Origin of the sequence: Pantoea sp. PNT03, from assembly GCF_014852515.1 — a bacterium.
GTDB lineage: Bacteria > Pseudomonadota > Gammaproteobacteria > Enterobacterales > Enterobacteriaceae > Pantoea > Pantoea leporis.
Genome location: NZ_JACVBT010000005.1, coordinates 363,313 through 383,655, shown reverse-complemented (window position 1 = coordinate 383,655; position 20,343 = coordinate 363,313). Strand labels below are relative to the sequence as shown.

Genomic DNA, 20,343 nt, shown 5'->3' with positions numbered 1-20,343 from the left:
GGTCGTAGGATCGCTATTCATGGCGACCGCTGCCTCATTAACAACACATACGCAATGTATTGCACGATAAATCGCACCGCTCCAGAATAGGCGTCTTACTGAATTGCGGAATCGCCAATGAAATCGCTGTTGATCTCCCTCTTGCTGCTTTGCTCTGCTTTGGCACACGGCCAACAAACCATGCTAACCGGCAATCTGAGCAGCGTTGGATCGGATACGCTGGGTTATCTGATGACATTATGGGGCGAGGATTTCAGCCGCCAGTCGCCGGGCGTCAACGTTCAGGTGCAGGCGGCGGGATCTTCTACTGCGCCGACCGCGCTGGCGGCAGGTGCTGCCCAGCTGGGCGCGATGAGCCGGCCGATGCAGATCGACGAACGTCAACTTTTTACCGCGCGCTACGGCTATCCGCCGCTGGCGGTGCCGGTGGCGATGGATGCGCTGGTGGTAGTGGTTAATCAGGACAATCCACTGCCGCGCATCGCGCCGCAACAACTCGATGCGCTGTTCTCCATCACGCGTCTGTGCGGCGGGCAGCAAGTGCCGCAGCGCTGGGGCGATCTCGGCCTGAGCGAAGGCCAGTGGGCCACGCGCAGCATCCAGCGCTATGGCCGCAACTCGGCGTCGGGAACGTGGGGCTTCTTTAAGCAGCAGGCGCTGTGCAAAGGTGATTTCCGTGCTGATGTCGCTGAATTCCCCGGCTCTGCGGCGGTGGTACAAGCCGTTGCCGCCACACCCAACAGCATCGGTTATGCCAGTTTTGGCTTTCATCTCAGCGGCGTGAAAATGCTACCGGTGGTCACGGCGAACGGCGACAGCGTGATGCCGGATGCCGAATCGATTCGCAACGGCCGCTATCCGTGGTCGCGCCCGCTTTATATCTACGTCAACAAAGCACCCGGCAAACCGCTGCCGCCGCTGGTGAATGCCTTTCTGCATCAGGTGTTATCGCCACAAGGTCAGCGTCGGGTGAGCGAAGCGGGTTATCTGCCGTTGTCAGATAGCCAGATGGCGCAAGCGCGAGCGGCAATTGAGGGAAATTGAAGAACGTGCATCTGAACATGAAATAGTTTCATGTAAGCTGAATTTTCTTCCGTTGCCGAAAGGGTAACAGCGTGGCATTCTTTGTGGACATATAGCCGTCCAGATGGCTGAAATAACCCAGCGAAATTATACCCTGACGCAACTATGCGCTCAGCCAGGAGATAAAATGCCACGTCATAACCCGTTCCGCGCCGATACCGTCGGCAGTTTTCTGCGTCCCGCAACCATCAAGCAGGCGCGTGTGCAGTTTGCCAATGGCGAAATCAACGCTGATCAACTGCGTCAGGTTGAAGATCGCGAAATCCGCCATGTTGTGGAGCAGCAGCGTGCCAACGGCCTGCAGATCGTTACCGATGGTGAATTCCGTCGCGCTTGGTGGCACTTCGATTTCTTTGGCGATTTGCACGGCGTCGAGCTGTTCGAAGCGGAGCAGGGCATTCAGTTCAACGGCGTGCAGACCAAAGCGCACGGCGTGAAAGTCACTGGTAAAGTGGCTTTTAATCCTCAACACCCGATGCTGGATCACTTCCGCTTCCTGCAAAGCGTGGCGGGCGATGCGGTTGCCAAGATGACCATTCCCAGCCCAAGCGTGCTGCACTTCCGCGGTGGCCGTAAGGTGATCGATGCCACGGTGTATCCCGATCTGAAAGAGTACTTCGCCGATCTGGCGCAGACCTACAAAGACGCCATCAAAGCGTTTTATGCGGCTGGCTGCCGTTATCTGCAGCTGGATGACACGGTGTGGGCCTATCTGTGCTCAACCGAACAGCAGCAGCAGATCCGCGAGCGTGGTGAAGATCCACAGGAACTGGCGCGCATCTATGCTGAAGTGCTGAATACTGCACTGGAAGGTAAGCCAGAGGATCTGACCGTTGGGCTGCATGTTTGTCGCGGCAACTTCCGCTCAACCTGGATTTCCGAAGGTGGCTATGAGCCGGTCGCCGAAGTGCTGTTTGGCGGCGTGAATATCGATGCTTTCTATCTTGAGTATGACAACGAACGTTCAGGTGGTTTTGAGCCGCTGCGCTTCCTCAAGCCGGGTCATCAGCAAGTGGTGCTGGGTTTGATCACCACCAAAACCGGCGAGCTGGAGGATGCGCAGCAGGTGAAAGCGCGTTTGCAGGAAGCGTCACAGTTCGTGAGTCTTGATCAAATCTGCCTCAGCCCGCAGTGTGGCTTTGCCTCAACCGAAGAGGGCAACAGCCTGAGCGAAGAGCAGCAGTGGCAGAAGATTCGTCTGGTGGTCGATATAGCAAGAACAGTCTGGTAATGCTGTAAAGTTAGCCAAACAGGCGCGTAAATCGCGCCTTTTGTGCATCTGCAGGCTGATTTATGCAAAGAGATCTCTCGCATCGAGGAAACATTTAGCAAATCATCTGAGGTGTTTTGCCGCTATTCCACCGTGATTCACTGCTTTCTCCCACTATCTTGTTATATCCTTCTGGTTTTTCGATCCTGTATTGCCTTTCTTCGCTATAAACGTTCTAATTTGCGCCGTTGTCGATTTATCCCTCTGCGAACAGAAGAAAAGTAGATTAAATCACCTGCGCTTTAACGATTAGACCCGCATAACACGCTGGTCTTGCCTGATAAGCCCTTGTTTTAGCGCATCCAGAGGACAACACGAACTCAACTTCCACCGCAACATCAGCTACAGGCAGTACAGAAGTTTATGACACATCGTTTAACCTCCAAGGATATCCTGGCGCTGGGCTTCATGACGTTTGCCCTGTTCGTTGGCGCAGGAAATATCATCTTCCCACCGATGGTGGGGATTCAGTCTGGCGAACACGTTTGGATTGCGGCTTTCGGCTTCCTGATTACGGCTGTTGGCTTACCGGTGATCACCGTCATCGCGCTGGCGCGTGTGGGCGGCGGCATTGATGCGCTGAGCTCGCCGATTGGTAAAGCCGCAGGCTTGCTGCTGGCGACCGTGTGTTACCTGGCTGTTGGCCCGCTGTTTGCCACGCCGCGTACCGCCACCGTTTCCTTTGCCGTAGGTATTGCACCGCTGACCGGCGACGGCACGCTGCCGCTGTTCATTTACAGCCTGATTTACTTCGCGCTGGTGATTGGCATCTCACTGTATCCGGGCAAACTGCTGGATACCGTCGGCCACTTCCTCGCTCCGCTGAAAATTCTGGCGCTGATTGTGCTCGGCGTTGCCGTGCTGATCTGGCCGGCCGGTGGCGTTTCGCCGGGCACCGAAGAGTATCAGCGTGCCGCCTTCTCCAGCGGTTTCGTTAATGGTTATCTGACCATGGATACGCTGGGAGCGCTGGTGTTCGGTATCGTCATCGTCAATGCGGCGCGCTCACGCGGTGTTGAAGATGCCAAACTGCTGACGCGCTACACCATGCTGGCGGGCATCATCGCCGGTATCGGTTTGACGCTGATTTACCTGACGCTGTTCAAACTCGGTAACGATAGCGGCGCATTAGTGGCGCAAAGCGCGAACGGTGCTGAAATTCTGCATGCTTATGTGCAGCAGACTTTCGGCGGCATGGGCAGCTTCTTCCTTGCGGCACTGATCTTCGTCGCCTGCATGGTAACGGCGGTGGGCCTGACCTGCGCCTGTGCAGAATTCTTTGCGCAATATGTTCCGCTGTCGTATAAAACGCTGGTATTTATTCTGGGTCTGTTCTCGATGGTGGTGTCGAATCTCGGTCTGAGCCATCTGATTCAGATTTCGATTCCGGTGCTGACGGCGATTTATCCGCCATGCATCGTGCTGGTGGTGCTGAGCTTCACGCTGAAGTTCTGGAACAAAAGTTCGCGTATTATCGCGCCGACCATGCTGGTAAGCCTGCTGTTCGGTATCGTTGATGCCATCAAAACCACCAGCTTTAAAGATGTGTTGCCGCTGTTCAGTCAGCATCTGCCGCTGGCCGATCAGGGACTTTCCTGGTTGCCGCCATCGCTGGCGATGCTGGTGATTGCCGCGGTAGTTGATCGGGCAAAAGGACGTGAGCAGGTCGCGGTTCATCAGTAAGCGACATTGCTGTTAATTCCAACCACGGGCTTGCCCGTGGTTTTTCATTTTCAAGGTACTGAGTGTTATGCAAGAAACCAATAAGCTCAAACGCGGACTGAGCACGCGCCACATTCGCTTTATGGCGCTGGGATCGGCGATTGGCACCGGGCTGTTTTACGGCTCGGCAGATGCTATCAAAATGGCGGGCCCAAGCGTGCTGCTGGCGTACATCATCGGCGGTGCGGTGGCGTACATCATCATGCGTGCGTTGGGGGAAATGTCGGTCAACAACCCGCAGGCCAGCTCATTCTCGCGCTATGCGCAGGATTATCTCGGCCCGCTGGCCGGATACATCACCGGCTGGACCTACTGTTTTGAAATCCTGATTGTGGCGATTGCCGACGTAACGGCTTTTGGTATCTACATGGGCGTGTGGTTCCCCGATGTGCCGCACTGGATTTGGGTGCTGAGCGTGGTGCTGATTATCGGTGCCATCAACCTGATGAGCGTGAAAGTCTTTGGCGAAGTGGAGTTCTGGTTCTCCTTTTTCAAAGTCGCCACCATCATCATCATGATTTTCGCCGGCTTCGGCATGATTTTCTGGGGCATCGGCAACGGCGGCCAGCCGACCGGCATTCACAATCTGTGGACCAACGGCGGCTTCTTCGCGCACGGCATTGTCGGCATGCTGCTGTCACTGCAGATGGTGATGTTTGCCTACGGCGGCATTGAGATTATCGGGATTACTGCCGGTGAAGCGGAAGATCCGAAGACCTCGATTCCACGCGCCATCAACTCCGTACCGATGCGTATTCTGGTGTTCTACGTTGGTACGCTGTTCGTCATCATGTCGATTTATCCATGGAATCAGGTGGGCACTTCTGGCAGTCCGTTCGTGCTGACCTTCCAGCATTTGGGGATTGCGGCGGCGGCATCAATTCTTAACTTCGTGGTGCTGACGGCGTCGCTGTCGGCGATTAACAGCGATGTGTTTGGCGTGGGGCGTATGCTGCACGGCATGGCGCAACAGGGCCACGCACCGAAGGTATTCCAGAAGGTTTCGAATCGCGGAATTCCGTGGGTGACCGTTTTGGTGATGATGCTGGCGATGCTGATTGCGGTGTATCTCAACTACCTGATGCCAGAGAAAGTGTTCCTGGTGATCGCCTCGCTGGCGACCTTTGCTACCGTTTGGGTGTGGATCATGATTCTGCTGTCGCAGATCGCCTTCCGCCGCAAGATTGGCAAAGAGCAAGCCGGTAAGCTGGATTTTGCCATGCCGGGCGGTAGCGCTACCGCATGGTTCGGCGTGCTATTCCTGGCCTTCATTATTGGGCTGATTGGTTACTTCCCGGATACGCGCGTGTCGCTGTACGTTGGTTTTGCGTGGATTGCGCTGCTATTACTGGCGTGGCCGCTAGTGAAAAAGCGTAAAAGCTGATGATATTGTAAGGTCGCCATTGATGGCGACCTTTATTATCGATGACGATTAAAAATAATATAAAAAAATAATCACGCTATCCCGAAATAATAAAATGCCAAAAAATATCTCGGCGCATCCTGGCGCCGAAAAGAACAACAAAAAAGGAGAAAATAAGTATTACTAAGGGATGTTTGACTTGCGCAGCATATCGTATTTTTATTGATGCCGGGATGTTTAAGAAAAAAAGAGAAAATTCTCACTTCGGAATAGAATATTACTTACAGCGCGCTTAAGTAATTTTGCATGAAGGTTAAGTTCGCATAAATTAACGAACTTAACCGATTACGGAAATTAAAACGATAAATGCCCAGGCAACAGCGCTTTCAGCTGCGGATAAATCACCGCATTAGCCAGCAGCACCGGATTGCCGTTCTGCAAGCCGTGATTAGCCAGATAATCGTTGGTAATGCCGCCCGCTTCGCGCATCAGCACAATGCCCGGCAAGCCATCCCACGGATTCATATGCGCTTCGTAGTAACCAATTAAGCGACCGGCCGCCGCCCATGCACTCATCAACGCCCCCGAGCCGTTGCGGATAAACATGCCGCCCTGCGCCAGTAATGCGCTGATAAAAGTGGTCAGCGGTTCAATCGGTTGGCTGTTGGAGCTGCTCAGACCAAGCAATCCCTGATCGAGCTGCTGCGCGCTGTGCGCCTGAATGCGCTTATCATTAACCCAAGCACCTTTGCCGCGGCAGGCGTGAAAGGTTTCATGATGATTGGGATCGCACACCACACCAATCACCGCTTCGTTTTCACAAACGATCGCCAGCGATACGCACCAGTTGTGCAAGCCGTTAAGAAAGCTGCTGGTGCCATCAATCGGATCGAGCACCCAGATAAAGCGTGCGCCAGCAGTATTGCCGCCGCTCTCTTCACCCAACACCGCATCGTCAGGAAAGCGTTCGTGGATCAGATGCTTGACCAATGCCTCAACGTTGCGATCGGCTTCGCTGACCACATCCTGCAGATCTTTCTTATGCTCAACCACTAATTGATGACGTTGCTGATACCAGGATAGAGCCCGGCTGGCGGCTGTTTTGGCAACATCACAGGCGAAATGATAACGTGCGTCGAGTTCGGTAAGCGAAGCTGATGACATCTTTCCCTCTTATGATTTTCAGGCTGGCGAAGCAACAACAGACGCCAAAAATGGCGTATTGGCTGTGTGACGAAGTTAACAAAAGTTAAGAAAGGCTTCATTAAGCCGCAGATGGCTGCGCGTGACAAGAGGGGGAAAAGCCCGCCAGTGAAATTTTTCTTCTTACTGGCGGGTAATACGGGATGAAGCCTTAGTGGCGGGTTCTTACGCCAATTTGACGCATGTCATTACCGGTTGGCGATTGATGGACACGCAGACCAAAAGTAGGTAGCACTGCGTAAATATGGTCAAAGATATCCGCTTGAATATTCTCGTACTCTTTCCACACCGTGGTGTTGGTGAACACATACACTTCCAGCGGCAAACCGTTTTCACCTGGCGCTAACTGCCGCACCATTAACGTCATCTCTTGATGAATACGCGGATGCTGCTCCAGCCAGCTCTGCAGCCAGACGCGGAAGGTACCGATATTCGTCAGGCGGCGACCGTTGAGTGGCGAATCTAAATCACAGCCCAGTTGCGCATTCCATGCGGCCACTTCTTCGCTTTTGCTATCCAGATACGGTGCCAGCAGATGCGCACTTTTCAGCTGCTGCATCATGGCATCATCAAGGAAGCCAATACTGGTGGTATCAATATGAATGCTGCGCTTAATGCGACGCCCACCGGATTCCGACATACCGCGCCAGTTTTTAAAGGAGTCGGAAATTAAGGCGTAAGCGGGAATGGTAACAATGGTGTTATCCCAGTTGCGCACTTTTACCGTGGTTAAAGAAATATCGATGACCGCACCGTCCGCGCCATATTTCGGCATTTCCAGCCAGTCATTCATTTTCAGCATATTATTGGCCGCTAACTGAATACCGGCCACCAGACCCAGAATTGGATCTTTAAATACCAGCATCAGCACCGCGGTCATGGCACCGAGTCCGGTGATCAATACGCCGGGCGATTTACCCAACAGCAGCGAAATAATCATGATTACCATTAAAATGGCGGCGATCAATTTCACGCTCTGGATAATACCGCGCAGCGGCAATTGCTGTGCCAGCATGCTGTTCGCGCTGAGCTGCTGCAGTAAATCCAGCAAGGAGAACAACATCAGCAGGGCGAAGATCATCATCCACAGCTGGGCGAAAATCAGCAGCGCTGCATAGATCTGAGCACTGTCGTGCAGGAAGAGTTCAGTCTGTAATTTGAATAGCACACCTTGCATCAGCCAGACGCTGCGGCTAAACAGGCGACTGTTAATCAGCGCTTTTGGCCACTGACGGCTACTTTTCTCGGTGTAGCGACGCAGCAGCGGCAAGATAGCGCGGTGCAGAATGGCGTGAGTAAGCAGTGAGATGGCAAAGATAATGGCAATCACTATCCCCAACGCCAGGATGTGCGTGTAGCTAAGACCGGCTTCTGCGAGCCGGTTGGCAATAAGATGCTGCATGAGATTTCCCTGAGTGTGACGAAGATTAAGGTCACGCAGGGTAGGTGATGAGAAATTTCCCGTCCAACAGACGGGTCTTGAATTACCTAATATTACAATTCCTGCGCGCGCGCGGCGGCCATTAAGCGCGGATAAAACTGGAAGAACAGCGGCTCAAGTTGCTCGTAGTGGTCAACAAAATCCTGATAGGAGTCGCGCAGCGCGGCTAAGCGCGGACGGCGATGCGCCATGCCGTTGAGCACGCGTGCCAGCCGCGTTGGTTCGGCATAGTGCTCAAACCAGCGTTCGCGCCACATCACTGCGTTCAGCTCAATGAAACCTTCCGGCGTGCCCGCCAGTTGCGGCACGATGTTTTGTTCAGCCGCCGCGGTAAATGCCACCAGCGACTGCGTTGGGTGGAATTTATCCCAGTGCAGCGCGAGGAAGTGGTCCCAAATCACGTCCAGCGTGATGGGGGCCACGCGGCGCGTTTCCGGACGAAACAGCGCACGCGCAATCCGCACCTCGGGCAGGTTATCGGTCAGGACGTCGAGGCGACGATGCATGGCAATGCCATCCACCACCGGCGCAGGCCATTGTGATTGCACGTTGCCGCGCACGAAATCGGCCATGAGATTGCCCAGCAGAGAGCTGTTAGCCAGCTGCGCCAGGTGAAGGTGAGCGAGAAAGTTCATGGCGCATTATATACACGTCATACTTCAAGTTACAGGTGCGTGAGCTGCTCTCGTTTGCCGCCTGCCTGTACCTCGAATTGTTTTGTGTATTCGCAGAATCACAGAAGCGCAGCCAGTTGTTCAGAATTTGCCGCTTTTCCGCTAGACTATGCCGCCTGATTTTAAGTCCTGAAGAAGTGAAGCATGCGCGTAGCCGATTTTACCTTTGAGTTGCCAGAATCCTTAATCGCCCACTATCCGCAGGCGCAGCGAAGCGGTTGCCGCTTGCTGTCGCTGGATGGTCCAAGCGGCGCGTTAAGCCACGGCGTATTTACAGACGTGATGGATAAGCTCAATCCGGGCGATCTGCTGGTGTTCAACAACACCCGCGTGATTCCGGCGCGCGTCTTTGGGCGTAAAGCCAGCGGCGGCAAAATCGAGATGCTGGTTGAGCGCATGCTGGACGATAAGCGCGTGCTGGCGCACGTGCGCGCCTCCAAAGCGCCCAAGCCGGGCGCAGCGCTGCTGCTAGGCGATGACGAAAGTGTCAAAGCCACGATGGTGGCGCGCCATGACACACTGTTTGAGATCGCCTTCGAAGACGATCGCGCGGTGCTGGATATTCTCAACAGCGTCGGCCATATGCCGCTGCCGCCGTATATTGATCGTCCGGATGAAGATGCTGACCGTGAGCTGTACCAGACCGTGTACGGCGTGCGTCCCGGCGCCGTCGCCGCACCGACCGCCGGTTTGCACTTTGACGAGCCGCTGCTGGAAGCGCTGAAAGCTAAAGGCGTCGAGATGGCGTTTGTCACGCTGCACGTCGGTGCCGGGACTTTCCAGCCGGTGCGCGTTGAAACCATCGAGGATCACATCATGCATGCCGAATACGCGGAAGTGCCGCAGGATGTGGTGGATGCGGTGCTGGCGTGTAAAGCACGCGGCAACAAAGTGGTCGCCGTGGGCACCACCTCAGTACGTTCGCTGGAGAGCGCCGCGAAGGCCAGCCAGAATGCGCTGATTGCACCCTTCTTCGATGACACACAGATTTTCATCTATCCCGGCTATCACTATCAGGTGATCGATGCGCTGATCACCAACTTCCATCTGCCGGAATCGACCCTGATTATGCTGGTTTCGGCCTTTGCTGGTTATCAGCACACCATGGCGGCTTATCACAGCGCGGTGGCAGAGCAGTACCGTTTCTTTAGCTACGGGGATGCGATGTACATCACCCGTAATCCACAAGCGCCTGACGAAAGCGTCGGCGCATAATTGAATCAGACTGTTTCTCTGATCAGAGGTTAATGTGAAATTTGAATTAGATACTACCGACGGGCGCGCGCGCCGTGGCCGTCTGGTCTTTGATCGTGGCGTTGTTGAAACCCCAGCATTTATGCCCGTGGGCACTTACGGCACGGTGAAAGGCATGACGCCGGAAGAAGTGAAAGAGACCGGCGCGCAGATCCTGCTCGGCAACACCTTCCACCTGTGGCTGCGCCCAGGTCAGGAGATCATGAAACTGCACGGCGACCTGCACGATTTCATGAACTGGCAAGGACCGATCCTTACCGATTCCGGCGGCTTCCAGGTGTTCAGCCTTGGCGATATCCGTAAGATCACCGAAGCGGGCGTGCACTTCCGTAACCCGATCAACGGCGATCCGATTTTCCTCGATCCGGAAAAGTCGATGGAAATTCAGTTCGATCTCGGTTCTGACGTGGTGATGATCTTCGACGAATGTACGCCATATCCGGCGGATTGGGATTACGCCAAACGTTCGATGGAGATGTCGTTGCGCTGGGCACAACGCAGCCGCGATCGCTTCGATTCACTCGGCAATAAAAATGCATTATTCGGCATTATTCAGGGCGGTGTTTACGAAGATTTACGAGATGTCTCGGTTAAAGGTCTGGTAGAGATTGGCTTTGATGGGTACGCTGTGGGCGGCCTGGCGGTGGGTGAACCTAAAGAGGACATGCACCGAATCCTGGAGCACGTCTGTCCGCAAATTCCGCAAGACAAACCGCGTTATTTGATGGGCGTCGGCAAGCCAGAAGATCTGGTGGAAGGCGTTCGCCGCGGTATCGATATGTTTGACTGCGTTATGCCAACGCGCAATGCGCGCAATGGTCATCTGTTTGTTACCGATGGCGTGGTGAAAATTCGTAATGCCCGGTATAAAGATGACACCGCAACGCTGGATGCAGAGTGTGATTGTTACACCTGTCGCAATTATAGCCGCGCCTACTTGCATCATCTTGATCGCTGTAACGAAATACTGGGCGCACGCCTGAATACGATTCACAATCTGCGCTATTACCAGCGTTTGATGGCCGGTTTACGTAAGGCTATCGAAGAGGGTAAATTAGAGCACTTTGTTAGCGAGTTCTACCAACGGACGGGGAAGGCGGTTCCTCCGCTGAACGTCTGATAATTCATCAATGAGGGAAATTTAATGAGCTTTTTCATTTCTGACGCCGTAGCCGCAGCAGGCGCACCGTCTCAGGGAAGTCCGTATTCTCTGGTGATCATGCTGGTGGTCTTTGGTCTGATCTTCTACTTCATGATTCTGCGTCCACAGCAGAAGCGTACTAAAGATCACAAGAAACTGATGGATTCCATCTCTAAAGGTGATGAAGTGCTGACCAGCGGTGGTTTAGTTGGCCGTGTGACCAAAGTGGCAGAAACTGGCTATGTTTCTATTGCCCTGAACGACACCACTGAAGTAGTTGTTAAACGTGATTTCGTGGCCGCCGTTCTGCCGAAAGGTACTTTGAAGGCGCTGTAATTTTTTCTTCCCGAAGGGAACTGCCGTGTTAAACCGTTATCCTTTGTGGAAGTACATCATGCTGGTCGTCGTGATTCTCGTCGGCCTGCTCTATGCGCTTCCTAACCTTTATGGTGAGGATCCGGCCGTTCAGATCACTGGTGCGCGCGGTGGCGCCGCCAGTGAGCAAACGTTGGATCAGATCCAGACCGTATTAAAACAAGACAATATCGAGAGCAAATCCCTCGCTCTGGAAAATGGTGCCATTCTGGCCCGCTTTGCAACGCAGGATGGACAGCTGCGCGCGCGTGATGCACTCACCAGCGCGCTGGGCGAAGACTACATTGTGGCCCTTAACCTTGCGCCGGCAACGCCTCGCTGGCTGAGCATGCTGTCCGCGGAACCGATGAAACTCGGTCTTGATCTGCGCGGCGGCGTTCACTTCCTGATGGAAGTGGATATGGATACGGCTCTGGGCAAACTGCAAGAGCAGAACGCCGACAGCCTGCGCAGCGATCTGCGCGACAAAAGCATTCCGTATACCACCGTTAATAAAATCGCGAACTATGGCGTAGAAGTGCGTTTCCGTGACGGCGCCAGCCGTGATGCGGCAATCAGTTACTTGTCTACTCGCCACCGTGATCTGGTGATCTCAAGCCAGGGCAGCGATGCGCTGCGTGCGGTGATGAGCGATGCGCGCCTGAGCGAAGCGCGTGAATATGCGGTGCAGCAAAACATCACCATTCTGCGTAACCGTGTGAACCAGCTCGGCGTTGCCGAACCGCTGGTGCAGCGTCAGGGTTCTGACCGCATCGTGGTGGAACTGCCGGGTATTCAGGACACCGCGCGCGCCAAAGAGATTCTGGGCGCTACCGCCACGCTGGAATTCCGTCTGGTGAACACCAGCGTGGATCCAACCGCAGCGGCCAGCGGCCGTGTGCCCGGCGATTCGGAAGTGAAGAAAACCCGCGACGGGCAGCCAGTGGTGCTGTACAAGCGTGTGATTCTGACCGGTGATCACATCACTGATTCCACGTCGAGCATGGATGAGTACAACCAGCCGCAGGTGAACATTTCACTGGATGGCGCGGGCGGCAACATGATGTCCAACTTCACCAAGGACAACATCGGTAAGCCGATGGCGACCCTGTTTGTGGAGTACAAAGACAGCGGTAAGAAAGATGCCAACGGCCGGTCGATTCTGGTGAAACAGGAAGAAGTGATTAACGTGGCGAACATTCAGTCGCGCCTCGGTAACAGCTTCCGTATCACCGGTATCAATAATGCAAACGAAGCACGTCAGCTGTCGCTGCTGCTGCGCGCGGGTGCGTTGATTGCGCCAATCCAGATTGTAGAAGAGCGTACTATCGGCCCAACCATGGGTCAGCAGAACATCACACAAGGCCTCGAAGCCTGCCTGTGGGGTTTGATTGCCTCGATCCTGTTCATGGTGGTGTTCTACAAGAAGTTTGGTCTTATCGCTACCAGCGCGCTGCTGTGTAACCTGGTGCTGATTGTCGGCATCATGTCACTGCTGCCAGGCGCGACGCTCACCATGCCAGGTATTGCCGGTATCGTGCTGACGCTGGCGGTTGCGGTCGATGCTAACGTGTTGATTAACGAACGTATTAAAGAAGAGTTGCGTAACGGACGCTCGGTACAGCAGGCGATTCATGAAGGCTATAAAGGCGCCTTCTCCAGTATCGTCGATGCCAACGTCACTACGCTTATCAAAGTGATCATTCTTTATGCGGTCGGTACCGGTTCAATCAAAGGCTTTGCGATTACTACGGCTATCGGTATCGCAACCTCAATGTTTACCGCTATCGTCGGCACCCGTGCCATCGTTAACCTGGTGTACGGCGGCAAACGCATCAACAAGCTGTCTATCTGAGGAGTGCGTTGTGGCACAGGAATATAGTATTGAGCAGCTAAACCACGGGCGTAAAGTCGTCGACTTTATGCGCTGGGATAAGCTGGCTTTCATCATCTCCGGTCTGCTGATTGTGGCATCTATCGTCATTGTCGGTGTGCGAGGCTTCAACTGGGGCCTCGACTTTACCGGCGGAACGGTGATTGAGATTAACCTGGAAAAACCGGCGGATCTCGACGCGCTGCGTGAAGGTTTGGTGAAAGCGGGCTTTGAAGAGCCGCTGGTGCAGAACTTTGGTAGCAGCCGTGATGTGATGGTGCGTATGCCTCCGGCCACCGGCAATGCCGGCACCGAACTGGGCAATAAAGTGCTGGCTTCCATTAGCCAGACCACGCAGCAGAACGCTACCGTGAAACGCATCGAGTTCGTTGGCCCAAGCGTGGGTAGCGATCTGGCGCAGGCCGGTGCGATGGCGCTGCTGTCAGCGCTGATTGCGATTTTGATCTACATCGGCTTCCGCTTTGAGTGGCGTTTAGCGCTCGGCACCGTACTGGCGCTGGCGCACGATGTGATCATCACCTGTGGCATTTTGTCGCTGGCGCACGTCGAAATCGACCTGACGATTGTCGCTTCATTGATGTCGGTAATTGGTTACTCGCTTAACGATAAGATCGTGGTATCCGACCGTATTCGTGAGAACTTCCGCAAGATCCGCCGCGGTTCTTCTTACGACATCACTAACGTGTCGCTGACCCAGACGCTGAGCCGTACCTTGATCACCTCCATCACCACGCTGGCGATGATCATGATCCTGTTCGTGTTTGGTGGTGCGTTGCTGAAAGGTTTCTCACTGACCATGCTGATCGGTGTCACCATTGGTACCATTTCATCGATTTATGTCTCTTCAGCGCTGGCGCTGAAACTCGGCATGAAGCGTGAACATATGCTGGTACAGAAAGTGGAAAAAGAGGGCGCAGATCAGCCTTCGATTCTGCCGTAACGCGGAGTCAGAAAGTAAACGGGCTGCCATTGGCAGCCCGTTTTTTTATGCCTGTCGATCAGGGCGTGGTTTTCGTCGCTGGAGGCTCAACATCGTGCACGCGCACGTAGCCGAGTTGCTCCGGGGTTAACCCGCTGAGTCGCAGCGGCACGCTAAAGGAACTGCGCGGCATTAACTGTGCAGGAACCTCGATGGTCTGGCTCAGGCTGCCCGCGTTAAGCGGTTTGCCGCTGGCCGGATCCATTTCGCCCCATACCACGGTCGCGCGCAGTGCCGGAATCGGCTGATCATTGGTTGAGCGGATATTCAGATTGGCGCGACTGCCGCTGGCTTCACCCGCCACCTGCGAGAGTGACAAACGCAATTTACCTAGCTGCGTCTGTAACTCCACCGGCGTATTGGCTTGCGGCAACAGCCACGCGCCCTGGGTGGATTGGCTGTTCAGCTGTCCCTGAATCTCCAGCGCCGTTGCCTGATTGGTCAGCTTGCGCATCTGCTGATTAAGCTGACTCACCTCCTGATGCAACTCTTTGACCTGCGGTGAAACCGGCGTTGAACTGCAACCACTGAGAACCAGCAAAGAGAGTGCTGCCGGAGCCCAAAACGTCCTGATCGTCATGCAATGTCCTTTCTTTATTCGGGAATTCGTAAAACCTGGCCAGGGTAGATCTTATCAGGATGCGTCAGCATTGGCTTGTTCGCTTCGAAAATCTTGTTGTATTCATTAGGGTTTCCGTAGACCTCTTTCGATACCGCACTCAAGGTATCGCCTTTTTTCACGGTATAGAATTTCGCGGGCGTAGCGGCATCGCTGGCGGTGACCTTGTCATCCACCTTGGTGATGCCCGCGACGTTACCGGCGGCCACCAGAATCTTCTCTTTCAACTCCTGAGAGATGCCATCACCAGTCACAGTAACGGTATCGCCTTTGACATCCACCTTGACCTTATCGCTGTCGGGCAAACCGAGTTTGTTGATGTGATCCTGCAATTTCTTGCTGGCATCGTCGCCGCCGCCACTGACGGCATCCCACAGTTTTTCTCCAGCATCTTTCACGAAATCAAACAGACCCATACATCCTCCAGATTTTTATGATGTTGGCCGCCTTGCTGGCGGCTCTTTAAGCGTAGTGGTTTTTTGCCTGTGGTCATGTAGGTGATGTCTTGCATTTGGCTTAACGTCACAAACGGGGATTCACACATTATGTGCCACACACATACATTTTGTGGCGCGATCGCGCTACACTGTGTGGCCTATTTATCTCGCATCAGGAAGCCTCATGCATTGCCCATTCTGCTCCGCTGTGGACACCAAAGTGATTGATTCTCGTCTGGTTAGTGAAGGATCGTCGGTGCGTCGCCGTCGTCAGTGTCTGGTGTGTCATGAGCGTTTTACCACCTTTGAAGTGGCAGAGTTGGTGATGCCGCGCGTGGTAAAAAGCAACGATGTGCGTGAACCCTTCAATGAAGACAAGCTCAGCAGCGGCATGATTAAGGCGCTGGAAAAACGCCCCGTCAGCGCCGATGCGGTTGAAAGCGCGGTCAATCATATTAAAACTCAGCTGCGTGCCACCGGTGAACGCGAAGTGCCAAGCGCACTGATCGGCAATCTGGTGATGGATGAGCTGAAAAAGCTCGATAAAGTGGCCTACATTCGCTTTGCCTCGGTCTATCGCAGCTTCGAAGATATTCGCGATTTTGGTGAAGAGATCGCCCGCCTACAGGACTAATCCATGACTGACGAACGCTATATGGCGCGCGCGCTGGAACTGGCGCGGCGCGGACGCTTTACCACCACACCTAACCCCAACGTTGGCTGCGTGATTGTGCGCGAGGGCGAGATTGTCGGTGAAGGCTGGCATCAGCGCGCCGGCGAACCGCATGCCGAAGTGCATGCGCTGCGTATGGCGGGCGAACGAGCTGCTGGCGCAACCGCGTATGTCACGTTGGAACCTTGTAGCCACCATGGACGCACGCCGCCGTGCTGCGATGCGCTGATTGCCGCAGGCGTGACGCGCGTGGTCGCCGCGATGCAGGATCCCAATCCGCAGGTGGCAGGACGTGGACTCTACCGTTTACAGCAGGCGGGCATCGACGTCAGTCATGGCCTGATGATGAACGAAGCGGAAGCGCTGAACCGGGGTTTTCTCAAACGTATGCGGACCGGATTCCCGTGGATCCAGCTGAAACTCGGCGCATCCCTTGATGGCCGCACCGCCATGGCGAGTGGCGAAAGTCAGTGGATCACCTCCGCGGCCGCAAGGCGCGATGTGCAACGTTTACGCGCCCAGAGTTCAGCTATTCTTAGCACCAGCGCCACGGTGTTGGCTGACAATCCGTCGCTCACGGTACGCTGGAGTGAATTGAATGAAGAGGTGCGTGCGCAGCTTGATGAAAGCCAGCTGCGTCAGCCGGTGCGCGTGGTGATTGATAGCCAACAGCGCGTCACGCCGCAGCACCGACTGATTGACCAGCCAGGCGAAACCTGGCTGATGCGCAGCGAGCCCGATCAACACGCGTGGCCCGCCAGCGTGACCCAGATTGCGGTGCCCCAGCGTGGTGAACAGCTTGATTTGGTCGCGATGATGATGTTGCTCGGCCAGCGCCAGATCAACAGCGTGTGGGTGGAAGCGGGTGCCGGATTAGCGGGTGCTTTGCTGCAAGCGGGCCTGGTGGATGAGCTGATTGTTTACATGGCGCCAAAGCTGTTAGGAAATGCCGCACGCGGCCTGTGCACGCTGCCCGGACTGGAACAGCTGGCCGATGCGCCGGCCCTGAATTTTAGCGATGTGCGCCTGGTTGGCGAGGACCTGCGCCTGACGCTGACGCCGCGCTGAAAGCGCGCGGAAAAGCCTGAGCGCGTCGCCAAAGAGTATGATAGAATCCGCCCCCTTCTGCGGGGCCATAAAACAACCCAAAGGATATGTATGAAAGTTATCGAAGCTCCTGTTGCCACGCCTGATGCAAACATTGCCATCGTAATTGCGCGTTTTAACAACTTCATTAATGACAGCCTGCTGGACGGCGCGATTGACGCACTTAAGCGCATCGGCCAGGTGAAAGCAGATAACATCACCGTTGTCTGGGTTCCAGGTGCATACGAACTGCCGCTGGCAGCACGCGCACTGGCGAAAGCCGGTAAGCACGACGCCATTGTTGCGTTGGGCACTGTCATCCGTGGCGGCACCGCACATTTCGAATATGTGGCCGGTGAAGCCAGCTCGGGCATTGCGCACGTCGCGATGACCAGCGAAATCCCGGTGACCTTCGGCGTGTTGACCACTGAAAATATCGAGCAGGCGATTGAACGCGCCGGCACGAAAGCAGGTAATAAAGGTGCCGAAGCGGCCCTGACTGCACTCGAAATGATCAACGTATTGAAAGCCATCAAAGCCTGATTTTTGTAAGGGGAATTTTGTGAAACCTGCTGCTCGTCGTCGCGCCCGTGAGTGCGCTGTCCAGGCGCTTTACTCCTGGCAGCTGTCTAAGAACGACATTGCCGATGTGGAATACCAGTTTCTGGCGGAACAAGACGTCAAAGACGTCGATATTAGCTATTTCCGCGAATTGCTGGCCGGTGTGGCGACTAACAGCGCGTACCTGGACGGTCTGATGAAGCCTTACCTGTCGCGTCAGCTGGAAGAGCTGGGCCAGGTAGAAAAAGCCATCCTGCGTATTTCGCTGTATGAGCTGAGCAAGCGTTCTGATGTGCCGTATAAAGTGGCCATCAACGAAGGCATCGAGTTGGCAAAAGTGTTTGGTGCTGAAGACAGCCACAAATTCGTCAACGGTGTGCTCGACAAAGCTGCCCCGCAAATTCGACCAAACAAAAAATAGCGTTAAAGGCCGGTTATCCGGCCTTTTTCTCATTGAGACCTGACTTATGTCTTGTGGTGAATTCGAACTGATTGCACGTTACTTTAACCGCGTCACCAGCTCCCGCCGCGATGTGGAGAAAGGAATTGGTGACGACTGCGCGTTACTTAACGTGCCAGAAAAACAGACACTTGCCATCAGCACCGACACGCTGGTTGCAGGCGTCCACTTCTTATGTGATATCCATCCCGCCGATCTCGGCTATAAAGCCGTCGCCGTTAATCTCAGTGATTTAGCCGCCATGGGCGCCGATCCGGCCTGGCTGACGCTGGCATTAACGCTGCCTGAAATTGATGAACCGTGGGTGGCGGCCTTTAGCGACAGCCTGTTTGAGCTGCTGGATTATTACGATATGCAGCTGATTGGTGGCGATACCACGCGCGGACCGCTGAGCATGACGCTCGGCATTCACGGTTTAGTGCCAGTGGGAAGGGCGCTGAAACGTTCGGGCGCGAAGCCAGGCGACTGGATCTTTGTCACCGGCACCTTGGGTGACAGCGCGGCCGGTTTATCGCTGCTGCAGCATCGCCATCGCCTGAACGATCCGGCGGTGCACGAAGCGTTGATCAAACGCCATTTGCGTCCAATGCCGCGCGTGCTGCAAGGCCAGGCGCTGCGGGGGCTGGCAACCTCGGCGATCGATATCTCTGATGGCCTGATTTCCGATCTCGGCCATGTGCTGACCGCCAGCCGCGTTGGCGCTCGCATCAATCTCGACGCGTTACCGCTTTCAGCGGCCCTGCGCGATCACTTCGAGCCTGAACTGGTGCTGAAATGGGCGTTGAGCGGCGGCGAAGATTACGAGCTGTGCTTTACCGTGCCAGAAGTGAACCGTGGCGCGATCGACGTGGCGCTCGGCCATTTTGGTGTGCCTTATACCTGTATTGGGCAGATTGCACCCGAATCGGAAGGGCTGAGTTTGCTGGAGAACGGCAAACCGCGCAGTGTAGATGTGAAAGGGTTTGATCACTTCGGCGCGAAGTAAATTGCCCTCACCCTAACCCTCTCCCACAAGTAGGAGAGGGGACGATTAGGTGGGTACTGCACGTTCTGCTCCAACAGGTGGGAGAGGGGGACGATTAGGTAGGGACTGCACGTTCTGCTCCCTCGCCCGCTTGCGGGAGAGGGCTGGGGTGAGGGGAATGGTCTACCTTACTCAAACCCCACCACCGGATGCGGTTGATATACCGTTTCCAGCTCGGCAATCTCATTCTCACTCAATTCAACATCCACCGCTTTCACCAGCTCGGCGAACTGCTGCTCGCGCGAAGCGCCAATGATCGGCGCGGTGACCGCCGGTTTATGTAATAGCCACGCCAGCGCCACCTGCGCGCGCGTCACGCCTTTGTCGGCGGCTACGTTAGCCAGACGCTCAGCAATTGCCGCATCGTTCTCTTCGGTGCCGGTATACAGCTTCTCCATCACATTATCCGATACCGAACGTGCGGTGGTTTCGCCCCATGGACGCGTGAGTTTACCGCGCGCCAGCGGGCTCCACGGCAGCACCGCGATGCCTTCGCGCTGACACAGCGGATGCATGTCATTCTCTTCCTCACGCTGAATCAGGTTGTACTGATCCTGCATGCTGACAAAGCGTGCCCAGTTATTTTGCTTTTGCAGCTCCAGCGCCTGAGCAAACTGCGATGCGTGCATTGATGATGCGCCGATGTAACGCGCCTTGCCGGATTTCACCACTTCATGCAGCGCTTCCAGCGTCTCTTCAATCGGCGTGGCGTAATCCCAGCGGTGAATCTGCAGCAGATCGACATACTCCATACCAAGGCGCGTCAGGCTGTCATCAATCGATTGCAAGATATTCTGACGCGACAAGCCCTGTGACAGATTACTCAGCGGGAAATAGACCTTGGTGGCGACCACAACCTGATCGCGGCGGGCAAAATCTTTCAGCGCCCGGCCCACGATCTCTTCGCTGCTGCCATCGGAATAGCTGTTAGCGGTATCGAAGAAGTTGATGCCGGCTTCCAGCGCCTGCTTGATCAACGGTCGGCTGCTCTCTTCAGGCAGCGTCCACGCGTGATTGCCGCGCGTGGGATCGCCGTAAGTCATGCAGCCTAAACAGAGACGTGAAACCTGTAAGTCGGTTTGGCCTAGGGGAATAATTTTCATCT

20 protein-coding genes are annotated in these 20,343 nt (G+C 55.0%); 14 read left to right on the top strand and 6 right to left on the bottom strand.

Translation table 11 applies throughout. The annotated features are described in order from the left end of the window. Nucleotides 1–117 precede the first annotated feature (117 nt). The 4 genes from IB226_RS19095 to proY all read left to right on the top strand — a co-directional run bounded on the left by IB226_RS19095 (nucleotide 118) and on the right by proY (nucleotide 5,459). Nucleotides 118–1,044: a PstS family phosphate ABC transporter substrate-binding protein gene (locus IB226_RS19095; RefSeq protein WP_192236722.1), complete on the top strand. Its 927-nt coding sequence runs from the start codon at nucleotides 118–120 to the stop codon at nucleotides 1,042–1,044. A 166-nt stretch (nucleotides 1,045–1,210) separates the two neighbouring features. Beyond that, the gene (locus IB226_RS19090) at nucleotides 1,211–2,314 is read left to right on the top strand and encodes a cobalamin-independent methionine synthase II family protein (protein WP_192236721.1); all 1,104 of its coding nucleotides are present in this window, start codon (nucleotides 1,211–1,213) and stop codon (nucleotides 2,312–2,314) included. Nucleotides 2,315–2,716: 402 nt separating this feature from the next. Further along, nucleotides 2,717–4,036 carry a branched-chain amino acid transporter carrier protein BrnQ gene (brnQ, locus tag IB226_RS19085; RefSeq protein ID WP_101762451.1) on the top strand — a complete coding sequence of 440 codons (1,320 nt, stop codon included), beginning with the start codon at nucleotides 2,717–2,719 and terminating at the stop codon, nucleotides 4,034–4,036. A gap of 67 nt (nucleotides 4,037–4,103) precedes the next feature. After that, entirely contained in the window at nucleotides 4,104–5,459 is a 1,356-nt protein-coding gene (gene proY / locus IB226_RS19080; protein WP_192236720.1) for a proline-specific permease ProY, read from the top strand. 333 nt (nucleotides 5,460–5,792) lie between these two features. Here the strand turns inward: proY and IB226_RS19075 are convergent, their stop codons facing one another. The 3 genes from IB226_RS19075 to IB226_RS19065 form a co-directional block, all read right to left on the bottom strand. After that, complete coding sequence (locus tag IB226_RS19075; protein ID WP_192236719.1) at nucleotides 5,793–6,602, bottom strand: inositol monophosphatase; 810 nt, start codon at nucleotides 6,600–6,602, stop codon at nucleotides 5,793–5,795. 190 nt (nucleotides 6,603–6,792) lie between these two features. Next, nucleotides 6,793–8,043, bottom strand: coding sequence for a mechanosensitive ion channel family protein (locus IB226_RS19070; RefSeq protein WP_192236718.1), 1,251 nt, complete (start codon nucleotides 8,041–8,043; stop codon nucleotides 6,793–6,795). A gap of 92 nt (nucleotides 8,044–8,135) precedes the next feature. Further along, nucleotides 8,136–8,717: an ACP phosphodiesterase gene (locus IB226_RS19065; RefSeq protein ID WP_101762447.1), complete on the bottom strand. Its 582-nt coding sequence runs from the start codon at nucleotides 8,715–8,717 to the stop codon at nucleotides 8,136–8,138. 183 nt (nucleotides 8,718–8,900) lie between these two features. Here IB226_RS19065 and queA point away from each other — a divergent pair, with 183 nt between their 5' ends. From queA to secF, 5 genes are read left to right on the top strand one after another with little or no spacing between them, the layout of a single operon-like run. Next, nucleotides 8,901–9,971: a tRNA preQ1(34) S-adenosylmethionine ribosyltransferase-isomerase QueA gene (queA, locus tag IB226_RS19060; RefSeq protein ID WP_101762446.1), complete on the top strand. Its 1,071-nt coding sequence runs from the start codon at nucleotides 8,901–8,903 to the stop codon at nucleotides 9,969–9,971. Between the two features lie 34 nt (nucleotides 9,972–10,005). Continuing rightward, entirely contained in the window at nucleotides 10,006–11,130 is a 1,125-nt protein-coding gene (gene tgt, locus IB226_RS19055; RefSeq protein WP_061717469.1) for a tRNA guanosine(34) transglycosylase Tgt, read from the top strand. Nucleotides 11,131–11,154: 24 nt separating this feature from the next. Further along, nucleotides 11,155–11,487 (top strand): preprotein translocase subunit YajC, encoded by a 333-nt coding sequence (gene yajC, locus IB226_RS19050; RefSeq protein ID WP_008103990.1) that lies wholly within the window; start codon nucleotides 11,155–11,157, stop codon nucleotides 11,485–11,487. 25 nt (nucleotides 11,488–11,512) lie between these two features. Next, complete coding sequence (gene secD / locus IB226_RS19045) at nucleotides 11,513–13,360, top strand: protein translocase subunit SecD (RefSeq protein ID WP_101762445.1); 1,848 nt, start codon at nucleotides 11,513–11,515, stop codon at nucleotides 13,358–13,360. 10 nt (nucleotides 13,361–13,370) lie between these two features. Beyond that, nucleotides 13,371–14,339 (top strand): protein translocase subunit SecF, encoded by a 969-nt coding sequence (gene secF / locus IB226_RS19040; protein WP_101762444.1) that lies wholly within the window; start codon nucleotides 13,371–13,373, stop codon nucleotides 14,337–14,339. A gap of 58 nt (nucleotides 14,340–14,397) precedes the next feature. On the opposite strand, the gene IB226_RS19035 is transcribed toward secF, so the two are convergent. Next, nucleotides 14,398–14,958, bottom strand: a complete 561-nt coding sequence (locus IB226_RS19035; RefSeq protein ID WP_192236717.1) for a DUF3251 domain-containing protein — start codon at nucleotides 14,956–14,958, stop codon at nucleotides 14,398–14,400. Nucleotides 14,959–14,972: 14 nt separating this feature from the next. Then, nucleotides 14,973–15,413 carry a peptidoglycan-binding protein LysM gene (gene lysM / locus IB226_RS19030; protein ID WP_101762442.1) on the bottom strand — a complete coding sequence of 147 codons (441 nt, stop codon included), beginning with the start codon at nucleotides 15,411–15,413 and terminating at the stop codon, nucleotides 14,973–14,975. A 205-nt stretch (nucleotides 15,414–15,618) separates the two neighbouring features. On the opposite strand from lysM, the gene nrdR reads away from it, so the two are divergent. From nrdR to thiL, 5 genes are all read left to right on the top strand, one after another. Beyond that, nucleotides 15,619–16,068: a transcriptional regulator NrdR gene (nrdR, locus tag IB226_RS19025; RefSeq protein WP_008103978.1), complete on the top strand. Its 450-nt coding sequence runs from the start codon at nucleotides 15,619–15,621 to the stop codon at nucleotides 16,066–16,068. A gap of 3 nt (nucleotides 16,069–16,071) precedes the next feature. After that, complete coding sequence (gene ribD, locus IB226_RS19020) at nucleotides 16,072–17,175, top strand: bifunctional diaminohydroxyphosphoribosylaminopyrimidine deaminase/5-amino-6-(5-phosphoribosylamino)uracil reductase RibD (protein ID WP_192236716.1); 1,104 nt, start codon at nucleotides 16,072–16,074, stop codon at nucleotides 17,173–17,175. Nucleotides 17,176–17,265: 90 nt separating this feature from the next. Next, a complete protein-coding gene (gene ribE, locus IB226_RS19015) occupies nucleotides 17,266–17,736 on the top strand; it encodes a 6,7-dimethyl-8-ribityllumazine synthase (RefSeq protein ID WP_007887008.1) in 471 nt (156 codons plus the stop codon). A gap of 19 nt (nucleotides 17,737–17,755) precedes the next feature. Further along, complete coding sequence (gene nusB / locus IB226_RS19010; protein ID WP_007887007.1) at nucleotides 17,756–18,175, top strand: transcription antitermination factor NusB; 420 nt, start codon at nucleotides 17,756–17,758, stop codon at nucleotides 18,173–18,175. 46 nt (nucleotides 18,176–18,221) lie between these two features. Next, nucleotides 18,222–19,199, top strand: coding sequence for a thiamine-phosphate kinase (gene thiL, locus IB226_RS19005; protein WP_192236715.1), 978 nt, complete (start codon nucleotides 18,222–18,224; stop codon nucleotides 19,197–19,199). Between the two features lie 167 nt (nucleotides 19,200–19,366). On the opposite strand, the gene IB226_RS19000 is transcribed toward thiL, so the two are convergent. Beyond that, complete coding sequence (locus IB226_RS19000) at nucleotides 19,367–20,341, bottom strand: aldo/keto reductase (RefSeq protein WP_192236714.1); 975 nt, start codon at nucleotides 20,339–20,341, stop codon at nucleotides 19,367–19,369. Nucleotides 20,342–20,343: the final 2 nt, after the last annotated feature.

What these genes read in the sequence shown, in the direction of transcription:
- lysM (WP_101762442.1), bottom strand. Translation starts at nt 15,413, where the DNA reads ATGGGTCTGTTTGATTTCGTGAAAGATGCTGGAGAAAAACTGTGGGAT.
- yajC (WP_008103990.1), top strand. Translation starts at nt 11,155, where the DNA reads ATGAGCTTTTTCATTTCTGACGCCGTAGCCGCAGCAGGCGCACCGTCT.
- thiL (WP_192236715.1), top strand. Translation starts at nt 18,222, where the DNA reads ATGTCTTGTGGTGAATTCGAACTGATTGCACGTTACTTTAACCGCGTC.
- ribE (WP_007887008.1), top strand. Translation starts at nt 17,266, where the DNA reads ATGAAAGTTATCGAAGCTCCTGTTGCCACGCCTGATGCAAACATTGCC.
- IB226_RS19070 (WP_192236718.1), bottom strand. Translation starts at nt 8,043, where the DNA reads ATGCAGCATCTTATTGCCAACCGGCTCGCAGAAGCCGGTCTTAGCTAC.
- proY (WP_192236720.1), top strand. Translation starts at nt 4,104, where the DNA reads ATGCAAGAAACCAATAAGCTCAAACGCGGACTGAGCACGCGCCACATT.
- ribD (WP_192236716.1), top strand. Translation starts at nt 16,072, where the DNA reads ATGACTGACGAACGCTATATGGCGCGCGCGCTGGAACTGGCGCGGCGC.
- queA (WP_101762446.1), top strand. Translation starts at nt 8,901, where the DNA reads ATGCGCGTAGCCGATTTTACCTTTGAGTTGCCAGAATCCTTAATCGCC.
- IB226_RS19065 (WP_101762447.1), bottom strand. Translation starts at nt 8,717, where the DNA reads ATGAACTTTCTCGCTCACCTTCACCTGGCGCAGCTGGCTAACAGCTCT.
- IB226_RS19090 (WP_192236721.1), top strand. Translation starts at nt 1,211, where the DNA reads ATGCCACGTCATAACCCGTTCCGCGCCGATACCGTCGGCAGTTTTCTG.
- IB226_RS19000 (WP_192236714.1), bottom strand. Translation starts at nt 20,341, where the DNA reads ATGAAAATTATTCCCCTAGGCCAAACCGACTTACAGGTTTCACGTCTC.
- nrdR (WP_008103978.1), top strand. Translation starts at nt 15,619, where the DNA reads ATGCATTGCCCATTCTGCTCCGCTGTGGACACCAAAGTGATTGATTCT.
- IB226_RS19095 (WP_192236722.1), top strand. Translation starts at nt 118, where the DNA reads ATGAAATCGCTGTTGATCTCCCTCTTGCTGCTTTGCTCTGCTTTGGCA.
- IB226_RS19035 (WP_192236717.1), bottom strand. Translation starts at nt 14,958, where the DNA reads ATGACGATCAGGACGTTTTGGGCTCCGGCAGCACTCTCTTTGCTGGTT.
- IB226_RS19075 (WP_192236719.1), bottom strand. Translation starts at nt 6,602, where the DNA reads ATGTCATCAGCTTCGCTTACCGAACTCGACGCACGTTATCATTTCGCC.
- brnQ (WP_101762451.1), top strand. Translation starts at nt 2,717, where the DNA reads ATGACACATCGTTTAACCTCCAAGGATATCCTGGCGCTGGGCTTCATG.